Source organism: Streptomyces sp. NPDC059003 (genome assembly GCF_042740445.1).
Taxonomy (GTDB): Bacteria; Actinomycetota; Actinomycetes; order Streptomycetales; family Streptomycetaceae; genus Streptomyces.
Genome location: NZ_JBHYJH010000002.1, coordinates 124,188 through 139,403 on the forward strand (window position 1 = coordinate 124,188; position 15,216 = coordinate 139,403).

The following is a 15,216-nucleotide window of genomic DNA, read 5'->3' on the forward strand; positions in this document are numbered from 1 at the left end:
GCTCACAGGAGTTCGAGCAGTTTGTCGGTGAACTCGGCAGTCGTGGCCGTGCCGCCCAGGTCGGGCGTGCGGACGTCGGTCTTGGCGAGGACGGCCGCGACGGCGTCGGTGATGTCCCGGGCCGCGGCGCGCTCGCCGAGGTGGTCGAGCATCAGCGCGGCCGACCAGATCGCGCCCAGCGGGTTGGCGATGCCCCGGCCCGCGATGTCGGGCGCGGAGCCGTGCACCGGCTCGAACATGGACGGGAACGCGCGCTCGGGGTTGAGGTTGGCGGCCGGGGCGATGCCGATGGAGCCCGCGACGGCGGCGGCCAGGTCGCTGAGGATGTCGCCGAACAGGTTGGAGGCGACGACCACGTCGAAGCGGGCCGGGTCGAGGACGAACTTGGCCGCGAGCGCGTCGATGTGCTCCTGGTCCCAGGCGACCCGCGGATGCCCGGCGGCGCGCTCGGCGACCAGCTCGTCCCAGAAGGGCAGGGTGTGCACGATGCCGTTCGACTTGGTGGCCGAGGTCAGCCTGCCGCCGCGGCGCGCGGCCAGGCCGAAGGCGTAGTCCAGCACGCGGGTGACCCCGGGCCGGGTGAACACGGCCTGCTGCACGGCCATCTCGTCGGGGAAGCCGCGGTTGAGGCGGCCGCCGATCTCGCTGTACTCGCCCTCGACGTTCTCGCGTACGACGACGAAGTCGACCCCTCCCGGCCGGGCGCCGCGCACGGGGCTCTCGATGCCCTCGAAGACGCGGACCGGCCGCAGGTTCACGTACTGGCGGAAGCCGCGCCGGATGGGGATGAGCAGCCCCCACAGCGACACGTGGTCCGGCACGTCGGGGTGGCCCACCGCGCCGAGCAGGATCGCGTCCTTGTCGCGCAGCTGGTCGAGGCCGTCGGCGGGCATCATGGCGCCCTCGCGCAGGTAGCGCGCGCAGGACCAGTCGTCGTACGAGGTGTAGGAGAGGCCGAAGCCGTGGCGGAGGGCGACCGCGTCCAGGGCGCGCCGCGCCGGGGGCAGGACTTCGGCGCCGATGCCGTCGCCGGGGATCAGGGCGATGCGGTGGTTGGTCATGCGACCGATTGCAGCAACGAGGCGGTGGCGGCGTCCAAGACGCAGTTGCGATCTGCCTTATAAGGGGTGCCTATCAGCGGGGGCAATGGGTGGGGTGCCTAGCAGTGCGTGGTGGTCTGCGCGGCCGTCGCGTCCAGGGCGGTCGTCACGAACGCCCCCGCCGCCGGTGAGAGCCCGGAGCGGCGGCTGATCAGGCCGATGGCCAGGGTCGTCTTCGGTTCGATGGCGAGGACGCGGGCTCCGGCGTGCTCGGCCATGGCCCGCCAGGACTCCGTCACCACAGCGACGCCGACCCCGGCGAGGACCAGCGGCAGCAGGGCCACCCGGTGCTCGGTCTCGGCCGCGATGGTGAACGCGACACCGCGCTCGCGCAGGCCGTCGACGTACGCGCGCATGCCCGTGCCGCGCTGTCCGACGATCAGCCGCCGGCCCGTCAGCTCCTCGCACGCCACGGACCGCCGACCGGTGAACGGCCCGTCGGGCGGCACCACGAGCACGAACCGCTGCTCCCCGACGGCGTGCGCGGTCACCTCGGTGTCCGGCAGCGGGTCCGCCGTGGCGAGCAGGCCCAGTTCCACGGCGCCGGTGCGCACCATGTCGACGACGTCCCGGGAGGTGAAGGCGGCCTTGATGCTCACGGACACGCCGGGCCAGCGGCCGCTGAAGGCGCGGATCATCGAGGTCAGCGGCTCGACGGCCTGCGAGGGCATGGCGGCGATGTCCAGGCGGCCCTCGCGCAGTTCGTGCACGGCGGCGACGCTGGCGCGGGCCGTCGCCAGGCTCCGTACGGCCTCCCGGGCCGGTTCGATCAGCGCCCGGCCCGCCTCGGTGAGCACCGCACGCCGCCCGATCCGGTGGAAGAGCTCGCCGCCCAGGTCCCGTTCGAGGGCCCGGACCGCCTGGGAGAGCGACGGCTGCGAGACGTACAGGGCCGACGCGGCGCGGTTGAACCCGCCGTGGTCGACGATCGCGAGGAAGTATTCGAGCTGCCGGACGTCCATACGGTGATTGTCGGCCGTACGGTCGTCGGCCGTACGGTGGCCAGCCGTGCGCGGTGGTGCGGGCTCAGTTCAGCGCGGGCAGGAACTGGTCGTAGAAGTCCGTCTTCAGGCGCAGCGACCGTTCCTCGATCTCCCTGAAGCCGTCGGCCGACGGCTCCCGGGCGAGGAGTTCGCCCAGGCGGGCGCCCAGGCGGTCGGAGTGCGTGGTGGACAGCAGGGAGCCGGTGGCGAGGGGGTGGGCCTTGGCGTCGTGGACGTAGTGCGGGTAGTAGAAGCAGGAGCGGTTCTCGCCGTCCTGCGTCATCGCGGGGCCCATGCGTTCCCACAGCCGTCCGTACTCGACGGACACCAGGACCTCGCCCCAGAAGCGCAGCAGGGTCAGGAGCCTTACGTCGGCGTCGTCCTCGGCACCCGCGTCGGCGATCAGCTCCAGGGTGTCGGCGAGGACCTTCGTCGTGGCGTCCGTGGGCCTGGACGTGACGACCGTGCGGCGCGGGATGCCGAGGCGGTACAGGTCCTCCGTCATGTCCTCGCGGTGCGAGCGGGTGTGCCCGTGGCTGTCGGGGTACTCCTCGCGCAGGATGATCCGTGCGATGCGCAGGCCCACTTCGTCGTCGAGCAGGTCGATCGCGAGGTCGTAGCTGGGCGTGAACGCCAGGGACACGAAGCGGCGTTGCAGCAGGATCGCGGCGAAGACGTCGTCCGGGAGCAGCGTGATGTTCGCGAGCACCGGGTGCTTCTCGAACCGTTCGATCAGGTCGTCCTCGAAGCGGTCGAGGCCGTCAAGTCCGTGCATGCCGTGCTCTCTCTTCCCGGGTCACAGGTTGATTCTGCCGATGGATCCGCGCCAGTCGCCCAGGTCCACGGGGCAGCCGATGCTCCACAGCGTGTCGACCTCCTGCTGCACTTCCCTGCCCATGACGGTGCCGCAGCCGTCGATCTCCATCTGGGTGGACCGGATCGCGAGGCGGCCGTGCAGGAAGGAGCTCACCAGGTAGTGCTCGTCGGCCTTGTAGACGGCGACCGACGGCAGGGAGTTGTACACCCGCACTTCGAGGCGGGCGCGCGCCTCGTCCGGGGCGTCCTGCACCAGGGAGGCCAGGGTGGACAGACACTGCAGGATGTTCACGCGGACGTCTCCGTCGCGGGCGGGGTCGCGTACAGTGCGCAGGGCTTCGCTGCGCAGCCCGGCGACCGGCGACGACGGGTGCAGGAGCAGGACGCGGGCGTGCACCTGCCGTTCGACGACGGCCTTGCGCAGCTCGCGGTCGAACGCGTCGAGGTTGGGGATCCAGGTCTGCAGGATCGCCACGTCACGCGTGGCGCCGTCCAGTAACTCGGTGAACCGCGCCTCGGGGAACCGCGGGTGGACCCGGACCACTCCCGCGTAGTGCTCCTCCTTGAACTTGTGCGCGATGGCGTCGATGTTGAGCTTGGACAGCTGCGCGTGGACGTCGTCGAGCACCCTGAGCCGGTCGAACTCCAGGAGCAGGAACAGGGTGACCGTGCTCAGGATCAGCAGCGTGACCTTGGGCAGGGTGCTTCCGGGGGCCAACGCGTCCAGCCAGCCGAGGAGATCGGCCAGCACCACGAGGATGCCCGCCGCCGCCATCACGGCCAGCGCGATCCGCTCGGCCCGGTAGCGCATGCCGCCGCTCATCCCCCGCCACTCCCCCGCTCCAGCCTGCCGCCCGGCGTCGTCGGCGACGATGCTACGCCCGGTCGGGGCGGCCCACCACGGCCTTGAGGAGACCGGGGAAGGCCTCGTCGAACTCGTCGCGGCGCAGCGCGTTCATGCGGGACGTGCCCACGTAGTACTGCCGGATCAGACCCGCGTCGCGCAGCACGTGGAAGTGGTGGGTGGCGGTGGACTTGCTGACCGGCAGGTCGATCGTGCCGCAGGCCAGGTCGTCGCGGGCGGCGTACAGCTCGCTGACGATCCGCCGGCGCACCGGGTCGACCAGGGCGTCGAGCACTTGTTGCATGCCGATCGTCCGGAGGTCCGGGTGGGGCGGGATGCGGCCCCGCTCGCTTCGCCGTGTCGTCGCCATCGCTCACATGCCTCCCGTACGTCGTCCGAGGTCCGCGAAGTATGACACCGATCGAACTATGACACTGATCAAAGTATGAAGCCCATCGAAGTACGACGCTCATCAAAGTTTGACAGCCATCGTACTTTTCGCTTGAGTGAGGCCCGGCGGCGCGAACACCGCGCCGCGCTCGATCACTTGAAGGGGCGATGCGCGATGGCCAGAACGGTGCGGTTCCACGAACTCGGCGGGCCGGACGTGCTGCGGCTCGAGGACGTGCCGGTCGGTGAGCCCGGACCCGGCGAGCTCCTGATCCGCGTGGACGCGATCGGCCTCAACCGGGCCGAGGTACTGTTTCGCGCCGGTCATTACATCGTGCCCGTCAAGGAGTTCCCCGCCCGGCTCGGCGCCGAGGCCGCGGGCGTGGTGGAGGCCGTCGGCCCCGGGGTGAGCGGGTTCGAGACCGGCCAGCCGGTCAGCGTGGTGCCGTCGTTCTCGATGAACGACTACGCCGTGTACGCCGAGCGCGCGATCGTGCCCGCGTCGGCGGTGGTGCACCGCCCCGACGGGCTCGACGCGATCGGCGGCGCGGCCGTGTGGATGCCCTATCTGACGGCGTACGGAGCGCTGGTGGAGGTCGGCGGGATGCGGGCCGGGGACACCGTCGTCCTGACCGCCGCCTCAAGCAGCGTGGGCCTGGCCGCGCTCCAGATCGCCCGCCGCGTCGGCGCGGTCCCCGTCGCCACCACCCGCACCGCCGCCAAGAAGGACGCGCTGCTCGCGGCGGGGGCGGCCGAGGTGATCGTCACCGACGAGGAGGACGTCGTCGAGCGCGTGCTCGGCCTGACGCGGGGCCGGGGTGCCGAGTTCGTCTTCGACGCCGTCGCCGGTCCTGGTGTGAGGGACCTGGCCAAGGTGGTCGCCCCTGGCGGCACGCTCTTCCTGTACGGGGCGCTCAGCGGCGAGCCGACCCCCTATCCGGGCTTCGACCTCGGTATGCCCGCCCTGAACATGCGCACCTACACCCTGCACGAGACGACCACCGACCCCCAACGCCTGCGCCGCGCCGAGGCGTTCGTCACCTCCGGCCTCAGCACCGGGGCGTTCTCCCCCGTGGTCGACCGCACCTTCCGCCTGGACGAGATCGCCGACGCGCACCGCTACATGGAGGCGGGCACCCAGGTGGGGAAGATCGTCGTGACCGTGGACCACGACTAGGGCCCGTCCTGCGGGGCGACATGGAGGGCGGTGAGGTCCGGCTCGCCCAGGGACGCCTGCCGCAGATGCTCAGCGAGCGCCGCGACGGCGGGCGGGGCCGGGCGGTCCTTGAGGCCCCAGGCAAGCAGGTGGTGGCGGCGGGCCCAGGGGTCCCGCAGCGCGCAGACGTCGAGGGGGTGGCCGGGGTCGAGGGCGTGGCGCGGCACGACGGCGAGCCCGACGCCTGCCGCCGCGAGGGCGACGAGGACGTTGAGGTGGGCCACGGTGGTGCGGTAGCGGGCGACGGGCGCGTGCGGGTCGAGGTGCTTCTCGATCCAGCGCCGCAGCGCGGACCCTTCGTCGAGTCCGACGAGCGGATGTTCGGCAACCTCGTGGTAGGGCACGCTGGTTCGGCCGGTGAGGACCCCGCCCGCCTGGCCGATCACCACCAGGGAGTCGTCGCCGAGGGGTTCGGTGTCCAGGCTGCAGCCGCGGGCCTCGTCGTCGACGACGACCCCCAGGTCCGCCGCGCCGTCGGCGAGCATCCGCAGGGTCCGCGGGGTGCGGCTCTCGGAGACGGTGACGTCGACGTCCGGGTGCGCCCGCAGGAACGAGACCAGGGCCCGCGGCACGAGCCGGTGCATCGCGGAACTGCCGCCCAGCAGGACCAGCGGGGCCGCCGGGGACCGGGTGTAGCTGGCGACCGCGCTGTCGAGGCGTGCCGTCCGGTCGAGGACGTCGCGCGCGTGCCGGGCGAGCGTCGAGCCCGCCGGGGTGGGCCGCACGCCCCGGCGGCCGCGGATCAGGAGGTCGATGCCCGCGTGGTGTTCGAGCGCGCGCACCCGGGCGCTGGCCGACGGCAGGCTCAGATGCATCCGGCGGGCGCCCGCCGTGATGGACCCCTCCGCCACGATGTGCAGGAAGAGCCGCAGGTCGTCCAGGTCATAGCGCACACACCCGAGCCTAAGGCCCAGCCTTAGGCTGGGTACGTCGATCGCGCATTGTGGGCCCACCGGCCGGGGGGTGATGCTCGGCGGGTGCCCGATCTCCTGCTCGTCCTGCTGGCCGGTGTGGCCGCCGGAACGCTGAACGCCATCGGTGGCGGCGGCACGTTCGTGGCGCTGCCCGCGCTTGTCGCCGCCGGCCTGTCGCCCGTGACCGCGAACGCGTCGTCGACCATCGCCCTCGTCCCCGGAGCCGTGGCCAGCGCCTGGGTCTACCGGCGCGAACTCGCCCCGGTCGGCGCGGTGTCCACGCCCGTCCTGACGACGGTCAGCGTGGTCGGGGGCGGGCTCGGCGCGGGTCTGGTCCTGGCCCTGCCCGCCGCGTCGTTCGACGCCGCCGTGCCGTGGCTGCTCGCCTTCGCCACCGTGCTCCTCGCCTTCGGGCGCCGCCTCTCCGGCGCGTTGAGCGAGGCGACGGGCCGCTCCTTCGCCCTGAGCTCCCGGGCCGTGCTCGCCGGTCAGTTCCTGCTCGGTCTGTACGGCGGATACTTCGGCGGTGCCGTAGGCATCATGATGCTGGCCCTGTGGAGCGTCGGGCTCGGTCTCGACGCGGCGGTCAGCAATCCGATGCGGATCACCCAGCTCGCGGCCATCTATCTCAGCGCGACCGCGCTGTTCCTCGTGGCGTCGGACGCGCTGGCGGAGCCCCTGCTCCTCGCCGCCATGCTGACCGGCGCCGTCACCGGCGGCTTCACCGGCGCCCACGGGGCCCGCCGCCTTCCGGCCCGGCTGCTGCGGGGCATGATCCTGACGACCGCCGTGACCATGACCGTCCTCTATTTCCTGCGACGAAGCTGAGGCCGGCCCCATGCCCGAAGGCGACAGCGGCGCCACCACGCCCTACACGGACGCGGCGCGCGCCCGCGTGGTCCTCGCCCACGAGGCCTGCGCACTGGCCGAACTCGCGCGCGCCGCCGTCCCCATCGGCGCACACGAGCTCAACCCCGACGGCACCCTCCGCTCCCCCGGTGCCGCGCTGGCCGACGCCGCCGGGATCGTCGCGGCCGCCCATCACCTCCTGGAAGCCGCCGTCGTGGTGGAGCGCCTGGGCGGAGCGAGCTGGCAGCTCGTCGGCGACACCCTGGGCGTGGCGGAACGCACCGCGCGGGACCGCTACGCGCAGGCCGAGGCCCGCTTCCGCGAGAACCTGCTCGCCCCCGAGCCGCTCGTCCCGGAACCGCTCGTGCCTGAAGCGCTCGTGCCTGAAGCGCTCGTGCCTGATGTGCTCGCCCCCACCGCAGCCGACCGCGAGATGAGCTGGTGGCGGGCCCACACGGCCAGAGAGCCGCTGGAGGCGGCGCTCGACCTCGACGACTGGGTGCGGCGCCACACGGACGGCGACAGCCACCTCGGGGCGAAGCCGGTGTCGGGCGGCTTGGTACGGAAGGACTCCCGCCGCGCCACGGACTGACCCGCTGCTGTCCACCGTCGTGCACCTCGCCCTGTCACACCGACACCGGCTCACGCAGCCGCAGGTGGCTACCTCACGCCGCGGCCCCGCCCCGCACCGCGCCGGGTGCCGCGGCCGGGGCGGTCAGCTCCGGCGCGCCGGGCGGAACAGGGACGGCCGCGAAGATGGCGTCCTGCTGCCGCTGCAGCTCCTCGGCCCGCTCGGGGGTCGTGTCGGGCAGGCGCTGCTCCTCGTACAGCTTGTGCGTGTCCTCCTGGGCCTTCTTGCTGGCCGGGGTGTGGAACTGGATCTCGTACAGATGCCCCGAGTCAGCCGCGCGCCAGGCCGAGTTGATGGCCTTGTACCCCTTGGCGCGCGCCCAGGTGTTGGACCACTTGGTGGTGGTGTTGCCCCAGGCGGCCAGCAGGTGGGAGGCGACGGTCACGCCGGTGCTGTACTGCTCGTCGCGCCACTGGAAGGTGTAGCGCACCGAGTCGTTGATCCTGGCGATGGCGTCGTTCACGTTCTGGCGCGGGTCCTCCTTCAGGGACGTGGCGACCTTGCGCTTGAGCGAGTCCGGGGACTTCAGGCGGTGGTTCAGTCCGACCAGCTCGGCGTCGCTCGCCCGGGCCGCGGCCCGCACCTGGGGCGTGATGGTCCGCTCGGCCTGCCTGGCCCGCTCGATGAAGGCGTTGACCTGGGCGTTGTCCGAGGCGTTCAGGGACAGGCCGCCCTCGCCCTCCCAGCCGCCGTCATCGGGGTCGGCGGCCGGACGGGCGCCCTGACCGCCGACCTTGCCGACCTTGTCCGCCGTGTCGGCCAGGGGTGACGCGCCGGCGGCCGGTGCCGCCCCGAGGCCCAGGGCGAGCGTGAGGGCGGCCGCTGTCGTCAGGCGGGAGGCCCGGTGGGTGCTTCGCATCAGTGGGTGCTGTCCTCTCGTGAAAGGCGTGGCCCTCCGCCGTACGCCGCTGTGGCGCCGGGGAGGGCGGTGCTGATCGCCTGTCACAACCGAGCCGGACCCACACGGGTCACGCGCCTGCTGGAGGGGTGGGTCGACATCCCGCCACGCGCCGCGCGTCACCCGCACGGACGCCGGACGGTCGCCGATCGGCCCCGCGGCCGTCACTGTGCGTATCAGGGGCAGGCGGCAGGCCCGTTCCGGTGTGCGCGTACGGCCGTAGGGAGTGACCGATGTCGGCGTGGTTCACCGAGCACGTGGTGGACACCGGGCGGCTGCGCCTGTTCTGCTTCTTCGTCGCCTTCATCGGCGCGTTCTTGTTCATCCGGTTCAGCGTCCGCATGATCCGGGCGGGGGTGTCGTGGTGGCCGGGCAACGTCACGCCCGGCGGGCTGCACATCCATCACGTCGTCTTCGGGCTCGCGTTCATGACGGTCGGGGGTGTCGCCGGGCTCGCCGTGCAGGACGGCGGGTCGCTGTGGGCGGCTCTTGCGGCGCTGCTGTTCGGGATCGGCACGGCCCTGGTGCTCGACGAGTTCGCGCTCGTGCTTCACCTGGAGGACGTGTACTGGTCCGAGCGCGGCCGGTTGTCCGTCGACGCGGTCTTCCTCGCCGTCGCGCTCACCGGTCTCGCGCTCGTCGGCATCAAACCCCTGGGCATCGACGACGCGCTCGCCCCGGCGGGGACGGACGAGCGCACCGTCGCCTGGGTGGTGGCGGGCACCGTCCTGGTCAATCTCGCCCTCGCCGTGGTGACGCTCTCCAAGGGAAAGATCTGGACCGGGATGATCGGCCTCTTCGTGCCCGTCCTCACCCTCCTCGGCACGGTCCGTCTGGCCCGACCGCATTCGCCGTGGGCCCGGGCCCGGTACGCCGAGGGGTCCCGCAAGCTGCGGGTGGCGCGGGTGCGTGAGGAGCGGTACCGGGAGCCGTTGATGCGGGCGAAGGTCGCCGTCCAGGAGTTCCTCGCGGGGCGCTTCGGGTCCGGGCCCGACCAGGGGACGTGAGCGCGCGCGGCACCCCCGCCGCGAGACTTTGCCGTTTCTTGGGCACAGCGAGGGCACCGATGTCCTCGGCCGCCCCTCTTCCAGGGTGCGACGCCGTCCCTCCCCCCGGGTACGGCGTCGCATTATGTGCCCCCGCCCAGCGCAGCCCCTCAAAGACGCCCAGCGCAGTCCCACGCAGGCTCAGCCGCCGAACAGCGCGGGCAACTCGCCCGGTGGCCGCGGCGATCCCACGTGGTAGCGGCCGCACGACATCGACCAGTCGAGGTTGCCGCGTATCCAGGCGCCCATGCCGCGCACGTACCGGGCGAGGCGCGGGTCGCCGGACTCGGCGAGCGGCTCGGCAAGGCGGACGAACAGCGCCATCTGCTCCTCGCACAGTGTCACCGCCTCGGCGAGCGCCTCACCCAGGGAGCAGTGGTGGTGCCGGGCGAGCACGGTGATGAGGTTGGTGTGGCCCGGCCAGTACAGCTCGCGCAGTCCGGAGAGGATGTCGTGGGTGTACGCGATGGCGCGGGCCGCGGCCTGCTCGCACCGCCGTACGTCGCGCCGCGCCCAGAGCGGCCCCGGCAGATAGCAGTCGTCGGCGAGTTCGACGACCACGAAGCACATGCCGCGCATCAGGATCGTGGACTCCCTCAGGCGCAGGTACTGGCCGAGGTCCGGTTCGATGCCACGGGCCCGGTAGATCGCCTCCGCCGCCACCGCGCCCAGATAGCGGTTGAACCCGTCCGTGAACCGCTCCACCTGCTCGTGGTCGGCCGCCAGGCCCGCCAGGCGGACCCGCAGATCGGCGAGGGCGCCCAGGTAGGCGTGGGGGACGGGCGCCTCCGCCGCGGGGTCGTGCAGCACCCGCTGCGACCACAGGATGTGCTCGGCCAGGTCCTCGATCCTGCCCTGCGCCGGGGCCCGTTCGGAGAACCGGTCGTCCTGGAGGAACAGCCACACCATCAACTGGGCGGAGAACACGGCGCCTTCGAGGCTGCCGTGCGGATACGTCAGCGCGCCCAGTTCGCCGAACTGCGCCGCCCGCGCGGCGACCTCCTCCGCGGGCGTCCTGACGTATCCGAAGTCCCGCATCCAGCCGATGGTCCGCTCCGTCACCTCGTACGCGTCGGGGTGGCGAGCCGGGGCGATGGGGCACCACAGGTCGGGGGTGCCGAGCTCTTCCGCGGGATGGGCCACCTCAGTCGGCCGCCGCGGGATTCGCCGGCGCGGTGGTCCCCCACTGGCGCGGCTCGACGGTCAGGTTCAGCGGCACGGGCGACAGGGTCATGCGGAGCAGCGGCCTGGGGGCGGGGGTTCCGGGGATCGGGGCCAGGGCGACGCGGGACATGATCGAGGCGGCGGCGAGCGTGGCCTCGGTCATGCCGTAGGTGTCACCGATGCACTTGCGCGTCCCTGCGCCGAACGGGATGAACGCCTCGCGCTGCGCCTGGCCCGCCTTCCCCGGCAGCCAGCGCTCGGGGTCGAACCGCTCCGGGTCGGCGAAGACGTCCGGGTCCCGGTGCAGGCAGTACGGGCTGAACATCACCTCGTCGCCCGGGCGCAGCCGGACGCCGTCGAGGGTGACGGGCCGGGTGACCTTGCGGCTGAGGATCGACACGGACGGGTACAGGCGCAGGGTCTCGGTCAGGACGCGGGTGAGGCGCGGCAGGCGCGGGATGTCGTCGTACGCGGGCGCGCGCCCCGCAAGGACGGTGTCGACCTCGTGGTGCAGGTCCTTCTCCAGGCCGCCGTGCCGGGAGAGCACGCAGAAGGCCCAGGCCAGCAGGTCGGCGGTGGCGGGGATGCCGCCGATCATCAGGGTGGCGATCTGGTCGCAGACCTCGTCGTCGGTGAAGGCCCGCCCGTCCCCGTCCGTGGCGGACATGATGACCGAGAGCCCGTCGTCCAGGTCGGCCCCGCGCAGCCGGTAGGCGGCGACCATCCGCCCGATGAGGGACCTCGCCCTGCGCCGGGCCTGCTCGAAACGGCGGTTGGCCGGCAGCGGCATCCGGTGCACCAGGCCGATGGGGATGACCATCTGCCACCACATGCCGGGCATGAGGACGGTGTACGCCTTCTCGATGCGGGACGTGAGCCGCGCCTGGGCCGGGTCGGAGAACAGCGTGCGGGTCAGGGCGCGGCACGCGAGGCGGCGCATCTCCCGGCACACGTCCACGATCTGGCCGGGCTGCCAGGAGGCGGCGACGTCCTGGGCGCAGTCGATCATCGCGGTGGTGTACGAGACGATGCAGCGCTGCCGGAAGGCCTGGTTCATCAGCGGCCGCTGGAAGCGGTGGTCCTGCGCCGAGCAGGTGCCGAGGCCGTCGCCGATCAGGGTGCGGGCGGTGTCCACGAAGGGGCCGCCCTTGTCGAACTCGTGCTGTCCGGTGACGAGGGCCGTGCGTACGAGGTCGGGGCGCGTGAGGAGGTAGGCGGACTTCGGGCCGAGGCGCAGCCGCACGACGGACGCGCGCCGGTGCTGCGCGAGCAGGAAGGGCATCGGATCGCGCCACATGGGAAGGGCGTGGCCGAGCAGCGGGAGGGCCTGGGCGGCGAGGGGCGGCGGGCCGGTGGGGGCGGATGCGGACATGGGCCCTCCTCTTCGGGGTCCGGGCGGGCGCGGTGCTTCGGGCCGTGGCAGGCACCGGGGTTGGGGGTGCGTGCCGGGGCTCCGGCGGGTTGTGGGAGCCCATGGTCGCGGCGCCCGGCGCGGTCAGTAAGGGCGTACTGAGCGATGGGCTGGGCGCAGCGGGAGAGGGCCGGGCGCAGCCGGGGCGGGCTGGGCGCGCGGCTGAAAATCTGCGCCCTGCCGCGGCGGCGGCCACAGGAGCACAGTGGTGCGGGCGACAGACGCACGACCGTCCCGGACCCGCGGCGGCGGCCGGATCGCCCTGCCCCGGGGCGGCGCGAAGGGAAGCGATGTGAAGACCATCCGCGATGTGCCGACGGCGCCGGGCGGCCTGCCGGGCGTCGGCCATCTGCACCATCTGGCCCGGCACCGGCTGCGCTTCCTCGCCTCTTTGCGCCAGCAGGGTCCGCTCGTACGGATCCTGCTCGGCACCTCGCCGGTGTACGTGGTGAACGACCCCGCCCTGGTGCACCAGGTGCAGTCGTCCAAGGGCCGCAGCTTCGGCCGGGGCAAGCAGTTCCAGCGGATGGAGCCGCTGCTCGGCCACGGTGTGATCACGTCGGACGGAGAGCTGTACCACCGTCAGCGGCGCACGATCCAGAAGGCGTTCACGCCCGCCCACCTGGACCGTCATCTGGTCGCGATCCACCAGCAGGCGGACCTGCTCTGTGCCGCGTGGCGGCCGGGCAGGCCCGTCGACGTCCTGGACGCCATGAAGCGCCTCGCCACGACGGTGACCGCCCGCACGCTGTTCTCGGGCCGCATGACCGACGCGGTCCTCGCCCAGGTCGCCGAGGTCCTGCCGGTCGTCGAGAAGGCGGCGGTGGAACGCCCGATGACGCCCCAGGTGACGGACCGGCTTCCGCTCCCCTTCATCCGCCGGGGCGACGAGGCGATGGCCCGCATGCGCGTGGTCGTGCGCGAGGCGGTGGCCGCGCTGCGGGACACGGACCGTGCCGCCGGGGACGACGACGTGGTGTCCTGCCTGCTTGCGGCCCGCGATCCGGACACCGGTGCGCCGCTCGACGACGACCTGGTGTGCGACGAGGTCATCGCCATGCTGATCGGCGGTGTGGCGAACGTGCCGACCACGCTGGCCTGGGCGTGGTTCCATCTCGCGCTGCGGCCCGTGGCGCAGGAGCGGATGCTCGCCGAGATCGCCGCGTCGGGCGCACCGGACGACGTGCCGAGCCGGTCGGACCTGGAGGAGCGGCTGCCCTACACGCGTGCGGTGATGTACGAGGCGATGCGGCTGCACTCGGTGCAGTTGGTCACGCAGCGGACCACCGCCGCGGTGGAACTGGGCGGGGTGCTCCTTCCCTGCGGCACCGACACCGCGTACAGCCTCCACGTCCTGCACACCGACCCGCTCCTGTTCCCGCATCCGCGGACGTTCTCCCCCGAACGCTGGCTCCCCGGCCGCGGCCCCGAACCGCCCCGGCACGCCTTCGTCCCCTTCGGCGGCGGCCGTTTCAAGTGCATCGGCGACAACTTCGCCTGCGCGCAGATGCTGGCCACGCTGGCGGCGGTGGGCCACCGGTGGCGCCTGCGCAGGCCGCCCGGCCTGCGGATCGGCGTGTCGGTGCGCGAACCGATCCCCAGCCCGAGGGGCCTGTCCCTGATTCCTCAGGCGATCACGTGACGCGGGCACGGGCGGCAGGTGCGGGGGGCAGTGGGCTCTACTTCCAGCCGTACGCGTACGCCGCCACCCACGTGACCTCGATCTGGGCGCTGCTTCCTGGGGCCGCGTCCGCGCCCTGAAGGGCGCTCTCGTTCTGCATCACCCACGACAGCGGCCGGTTCGGCACGTTCCGTGTGTCGTGTCCGATCTCGCGGCCGTCGACGAAGAAGCGCACATGGCCGGGGGTCCACTCCGTCGACACCGTGTGCCATGTCGTCCAGTCGTCGTCACCGGGGAAGTAGCCCTGCTCGCCGCCTCCGCACGGGTGGTGGAAGGCCGTGAGCTGGCCCGTCCACTCCCCTTCGGGGTGGTCCATCTCGCAGCCGCCCCCGTAGTGCAGCCAGGCCGACTTGTAGCCGGGGGCCAGCTTGGTCACCTTGATACGGGCGCTGTACTTGCCGTACTTCATCTGCATCACGGCACGCGGTACGACCGCCGCGGCGTGCACGGGCCCGCCGTCGGCGGGCCGCCACATGCGGATGCGCATCCGGCCGTCGCCGTTCGCCGCAGGCCCGACGCTCACGGTGTCCTCGGGGTGGTAGACACCGGTCACGGCACGGCGGCGGTCGTTGGCGGTGTCGCGCCAACCCGTCGGATACGCCCACCAGTTGTCGCGGTACGCGCCGCGCAGGCCGCCGCAGTACGCGGCGGACGTGTCGGCGTGGTGGTCGCAGTCGCTGAACGAGCCGAGCGGCACCCGGTCCCCGTTGAAGTCCTCGGCCAGGACCTGCCAGAACGGTCCGCAGTCGCCGCGCGGCAGCGTGGCGCCCGCGGTGCGGCACGCGTCGGCCGACCGTGGCGCCCCGTCGGCGCCGGGGATGAAGAGCAGGGCGGCGAGCAGGGCCCCGCTCAGGGCGACGTACGCCGCTGGTCCGCGCTGCTTCCGTGCCGCGTGTGTACCCATCGGGCTGCCCTTCCGGTGCGGGCGGGGCGGTCAGGTGGTGTGCCGTGGACGGGAGCATCCTCGTGGTGCGGCGCGCCGCGCGCCAGCCTTTCGGCACATCTCGGCACGGCAGGACAGGCGCTCGAACTGCTTCCTGAATCATGGTGCGGCGTCATTCCCTGACGGGCTAGTTCGCCTTTCAATGGAATGAGCGGGTATGCCTGAGCCGGCAAGGGCATGGGCGGGCTCACGCGTGCCGGCTGCCGCCGGGGCGCGGGGCGTCGGCACCGGCGGCAGCCATGGGATGCGACGGCGCCGTGGCTCCCCTCCACGACACGGTCGCGCACCGGACCCCCGGCACCAAGGGCGTCGCGGGAGAGCGCCCCTGGC

At 72.7% G+C, this 15,216-nt stretch carries 15 protein-coding genes; 5 read left to right on the forward strand and 10 right to left on the reverse strand.

The features are described from left to right. Positions 1-2: 2 nt before the first annotated feature. From ACFWZ5_RS01815 to ACFWZ5_RS01835, 5 genes are all read right to left on the reverse strand, one after another. Complete coding sequence (locus ACFWZ5_RS01815; protein ID WP_384787165.1) at positions 3-1,061, reverse strand: tartrate dehydrogenase; 1,059 nt, start codon at positions 1,059-1,061, stop codon at positions 3-5. 98 nt (positions 1,062-1,159) lie between these two features. After that, the gene (locus ACFWZ5_RS01820; RefSeq protein WP_384787162.1) at positions 1,160-2,062 is read right to left on the reverse strand and encodes a LysR family transcriptional regulator; all 903 of its coding nucleotides are present in this window, start codon (positions 2,060-2,062) and stop codon (positions 1,160-1,162) included. 64 nt (positions 2,063-2,126) lie between these two features. Then, positions 2,127-2,858: a hypothetical protein gene (locus tag ACFWZ5_RS01825; protein WP_384787159.1), complete on the reverse strand. Its 732-nt coding sequence runs from the start codon at positions 2,856-2,858 to the stop codon at positions 2,127-2,129. A 21-nt stretch (positions 2,859-2,879) separates the two neighbouring features. Beyond that, a complete protein-coding gene (locus ACFWZ5_RS01830; RefSeq protein WP_384787156.1) occupies positions 2,880-3,722 on the reverse strand; it encodes a hypothetical protein in 843 nt (280 codons plus the stop codon). A 52-nt stretch (positions 3,723-3,774) separates the two neighbouring features. Then, a complete protein-coding gene (locus tag ACFWZ5_RS01835; RefSeq protein WP_384787153.1) occupies positions 3,775-4,113 on the reverse strand; it encodes an ArsR/SmtB family transcription factor in 339 nt (112 codons plus the stop codon). A gap of 195 nt (positions 4,114-4,308) precedes the next feature. Between ACFWZ5_RS01835 and ACFWZ5_RS01840 the strand changes: the two genes are divergently transcribed. Further along, the gene (locus ACFWZ5_RS01840) at positions 4,309-5,310 is read left to right on the forward strand and encodes a zinc-dependent alcohol dehydrogenase family protein (protein ID WP_384787150.1); all 1,002 of its coding nucleotides are present in this window, start codon (positions 4,309-4,311) and stop codon (positions 5,308-5,310) included. On the opposite strand, the gene ACFWZ5_RS01845 is transcribed toward ACFWZ5_RS01840, so the two are convergent. After that, positions 5,307-6,242 (reverse strand): LysR substrate-binding domain-containing protein, encoded by a 936-nt coding sequence (locus tag ACFWZ5_RS01845; protein WP_384787147.1) that lies wholly within the window; start codon positions 6,240-6,242, stop codon positions 5,307-5,309. The two genes, ACFWZ5_RS01840 and ACFWZ5_RS01845, sit on opposite strands and share 4 nt — an antisense overlap. An 84-nt stretch (positions 6,243-6,326) precedes the next feature. Between ACFWZ5_RS01845 and ACFWZ5_RS01850 the strand changes: the two genes are divergently transcribed. Both ACFWZ5_RS01850 and ACFWZ5_RS01855 read left to right on the forward strand, forming a co-directional pair. Continuing rightward, positions 6,327-7,091 carry a TSUP family transporter gene (locus tag ACFWZ5_RS01850; protein ID WP_384787144.1) on the forward strand — a complete coding sequence of 255 codons (765 nt, stop codon included), beginning with the start codon at positions 6,327-6,329 and terminating at the stop codon, positions 7,089-7,091. 10 nt (positions 7,092-7,101) lie between these two features. Continuing rightward, complete coding sequence (locus ACFWZ5_RS01855; RefSeq protein ID WP_384787141.1) at positions 7,102-7,704, forward strand: hypothetical protein; 603 nt, start codon at positions 7,102-7,104, stop codon at positions 7,702-7,704. A 73-nt stretch (positions 7,705-7,777) separates the two neighbouring features. Here the strand turns inward: ACFWZ5_RS01855 and ACFWZ5_RS01860 are convergent, their stop codons facing one another. Next, positions 7,778-8,602: an ATP nucleotide 3'-pyrophosphokinase gene (locus tag ACFWZ5_RS01860; RefSeq protein ID WP_384787139.1), complete on the reverse strand. Its 825-nt coding sequence runs from the start codon at positions 8,600-8,602 to the stop codon at positions 7,778-7,780. Between the two features lie 272 nt (positions 8,603-8,874). On the opposite strand from ACFWZ5_RS01860, the gene ACFWZ5_RS01865 reads away from it, so the two are divergent. Then, positions 8,875-9,648, forward strand: coding sequence for a hypothetical protein (locus ACFWZ5_RS01865; RefSeq protein WP_384787136.1), 774 nt, complete (start codon positions 8,875-8,877; stop codon positions 9,646-9,648). 180 nt (positions 9,649-9,828) lie between these two features. On the opposite strand, the gene ACFWZ5_RS01870 is transcribed toward ACFWZ5_RS01865, so the two are convergent. Together ACFWZ5_RS01870 and ACFWZ5_RS01875 are read right to left on the reverse strand one after the other, a co-directional pair. Continuing rightward, on the reverse strand, positions 9,829-10,830 hold the full coding sequence (locus tag ACFWZ5_RS01870; RefSeq protein ID WP_384787133.1) for a hypothetical protein: 1,002 nt from the start codon (positions 10,828-10,830) through the stop codon (positions 9,829-9,831). Position 10,831: 1 nt separating this feature from the next. Continuing rightward, entirely contained in the window at positions 10,832-12,223 is a 1,392-nt protein-coding gene (locus tag ACFWZ5_RS01875) for a cytochrome P450 (protein WP_384787130.1), read from the reverse strand. Positions 12,224-12,470: 247 nt separating this feature from the next. Here ACFWZ5_RS01875 and ACFWZ5_RS01880 point away from each other — a divergent pair, with 247 nt between their 5' ends. Further along, positions 12,471-13,904: a cytochrome P450 gene (locus ACFWZ5_RS01880; protein WP_384787127.1), complete on the forward strand. Its 1,434-nt coding sequence runs from the start codon at positions 12,471-12,473 to the stop codon at positions 13,902-13,904. A 37-nt stretch (positions 13,905-13,941) separates the two neighbouring features. Here the strand turns inward: ACFWZ5_RS01880 and ACFWZ5_RS01885 are convergent, their stop codons facing one another. Further along, positions 13,942-14,847, reverse strand: coding sequence for a glycoside hydrolase family 16 protein (locus tag ACFWZ5_RS01885; RefSeq protein ID WP_384787124.1), 906 nt, complete (start codon positions 14,845-14,847; stop codon positions 13,942-13,944). Between the last annotated feature and the right edge of the window lie 369 nt (positions 14,848-15,216).

Bases quoted from the DNA above. Each gene is read 5' to 3' on its own strand.
- ACFWZ5_RS01815 (WP_384787165.1), bottom strand. From the start codon at position 1,061: ATGACCAACCACCGCATCGCCCTGATCCCCGGCGACGGCATCGGCGCC.
- ACFWZ5_RS01820 (WP_384787162.1), bottom strand. From the start codon at position 2,062: ATGGACGTCCGGCAGCTCGAATACTTCCTCGCGATCGTCGACCACGGC.
- ACFWZ5_RS01825 (WP_384787159.1), bottom strand. From the start codon at position 2,858: ATGCACGGACTTGACGGCCTCGACCGCTTCGAGGACGACCTGATCGAA.
- ACFWZ5_RS01830 (WP_384787156.1), bottom strand. From the start codon at position 3,722: ATGAGCGGCGGCATGCGCTACCGGGCCGAGCGGATCGCGCTGGCCGTG.
- ACFWZ5_RS01835 (WP_384787153.1), bottom strand. From the start codon at position 4,113: ATGGCGACGACACGGCGAAGCGAGCGGGGCCGCATCCCGCCCCACCCG.
- ACFWZ5_RS01840 (WP_384787150.1), top strand. From the start codon at position 4,309: ATGGCCAGAACGGTGCGGTTCCACGAACTCGGCGGGCCGGACGTGCTG.
- ACFWZ5_RS01855 (WP_384787141.1), top strand. From the start codon at position 7,102: ATGCCCGAAGGCGACAGCGGCGCCACCACGCCCTACACGGACGCGGCG.
- ACFWZ5_RS01860 (WP_384787139.1), bottom strand. From the start codon at position 8,602: ATGCGAAGCACCCACCGGGCCTCCCGCCTGACGACAGCGGCCGCCCTC.
- ACFWZ5_RS01865 (WP_384787136.1), top strand. From the start codon at position 8,875: ATGTCGGCGTGGTTCACCGAGCACGTGGTGGACACCGGGCGGCTGCGC.
- ACFWZ5_RS01875 (WP_384787130.1), bottom strand. From the start codon at position 12,223: ATGTCCGCATCCGCCCCCACCGGCCCGCCGCCCCTCGCCGCCCAGGCC.
- ACFWZ5_RS01885 (WP_384787124.1), bottom strand. From the start codon at position 14,847: ATGGGTACACACGCGGCACGGAAGCAGCGCGGACCAGCGGCGTACGTC.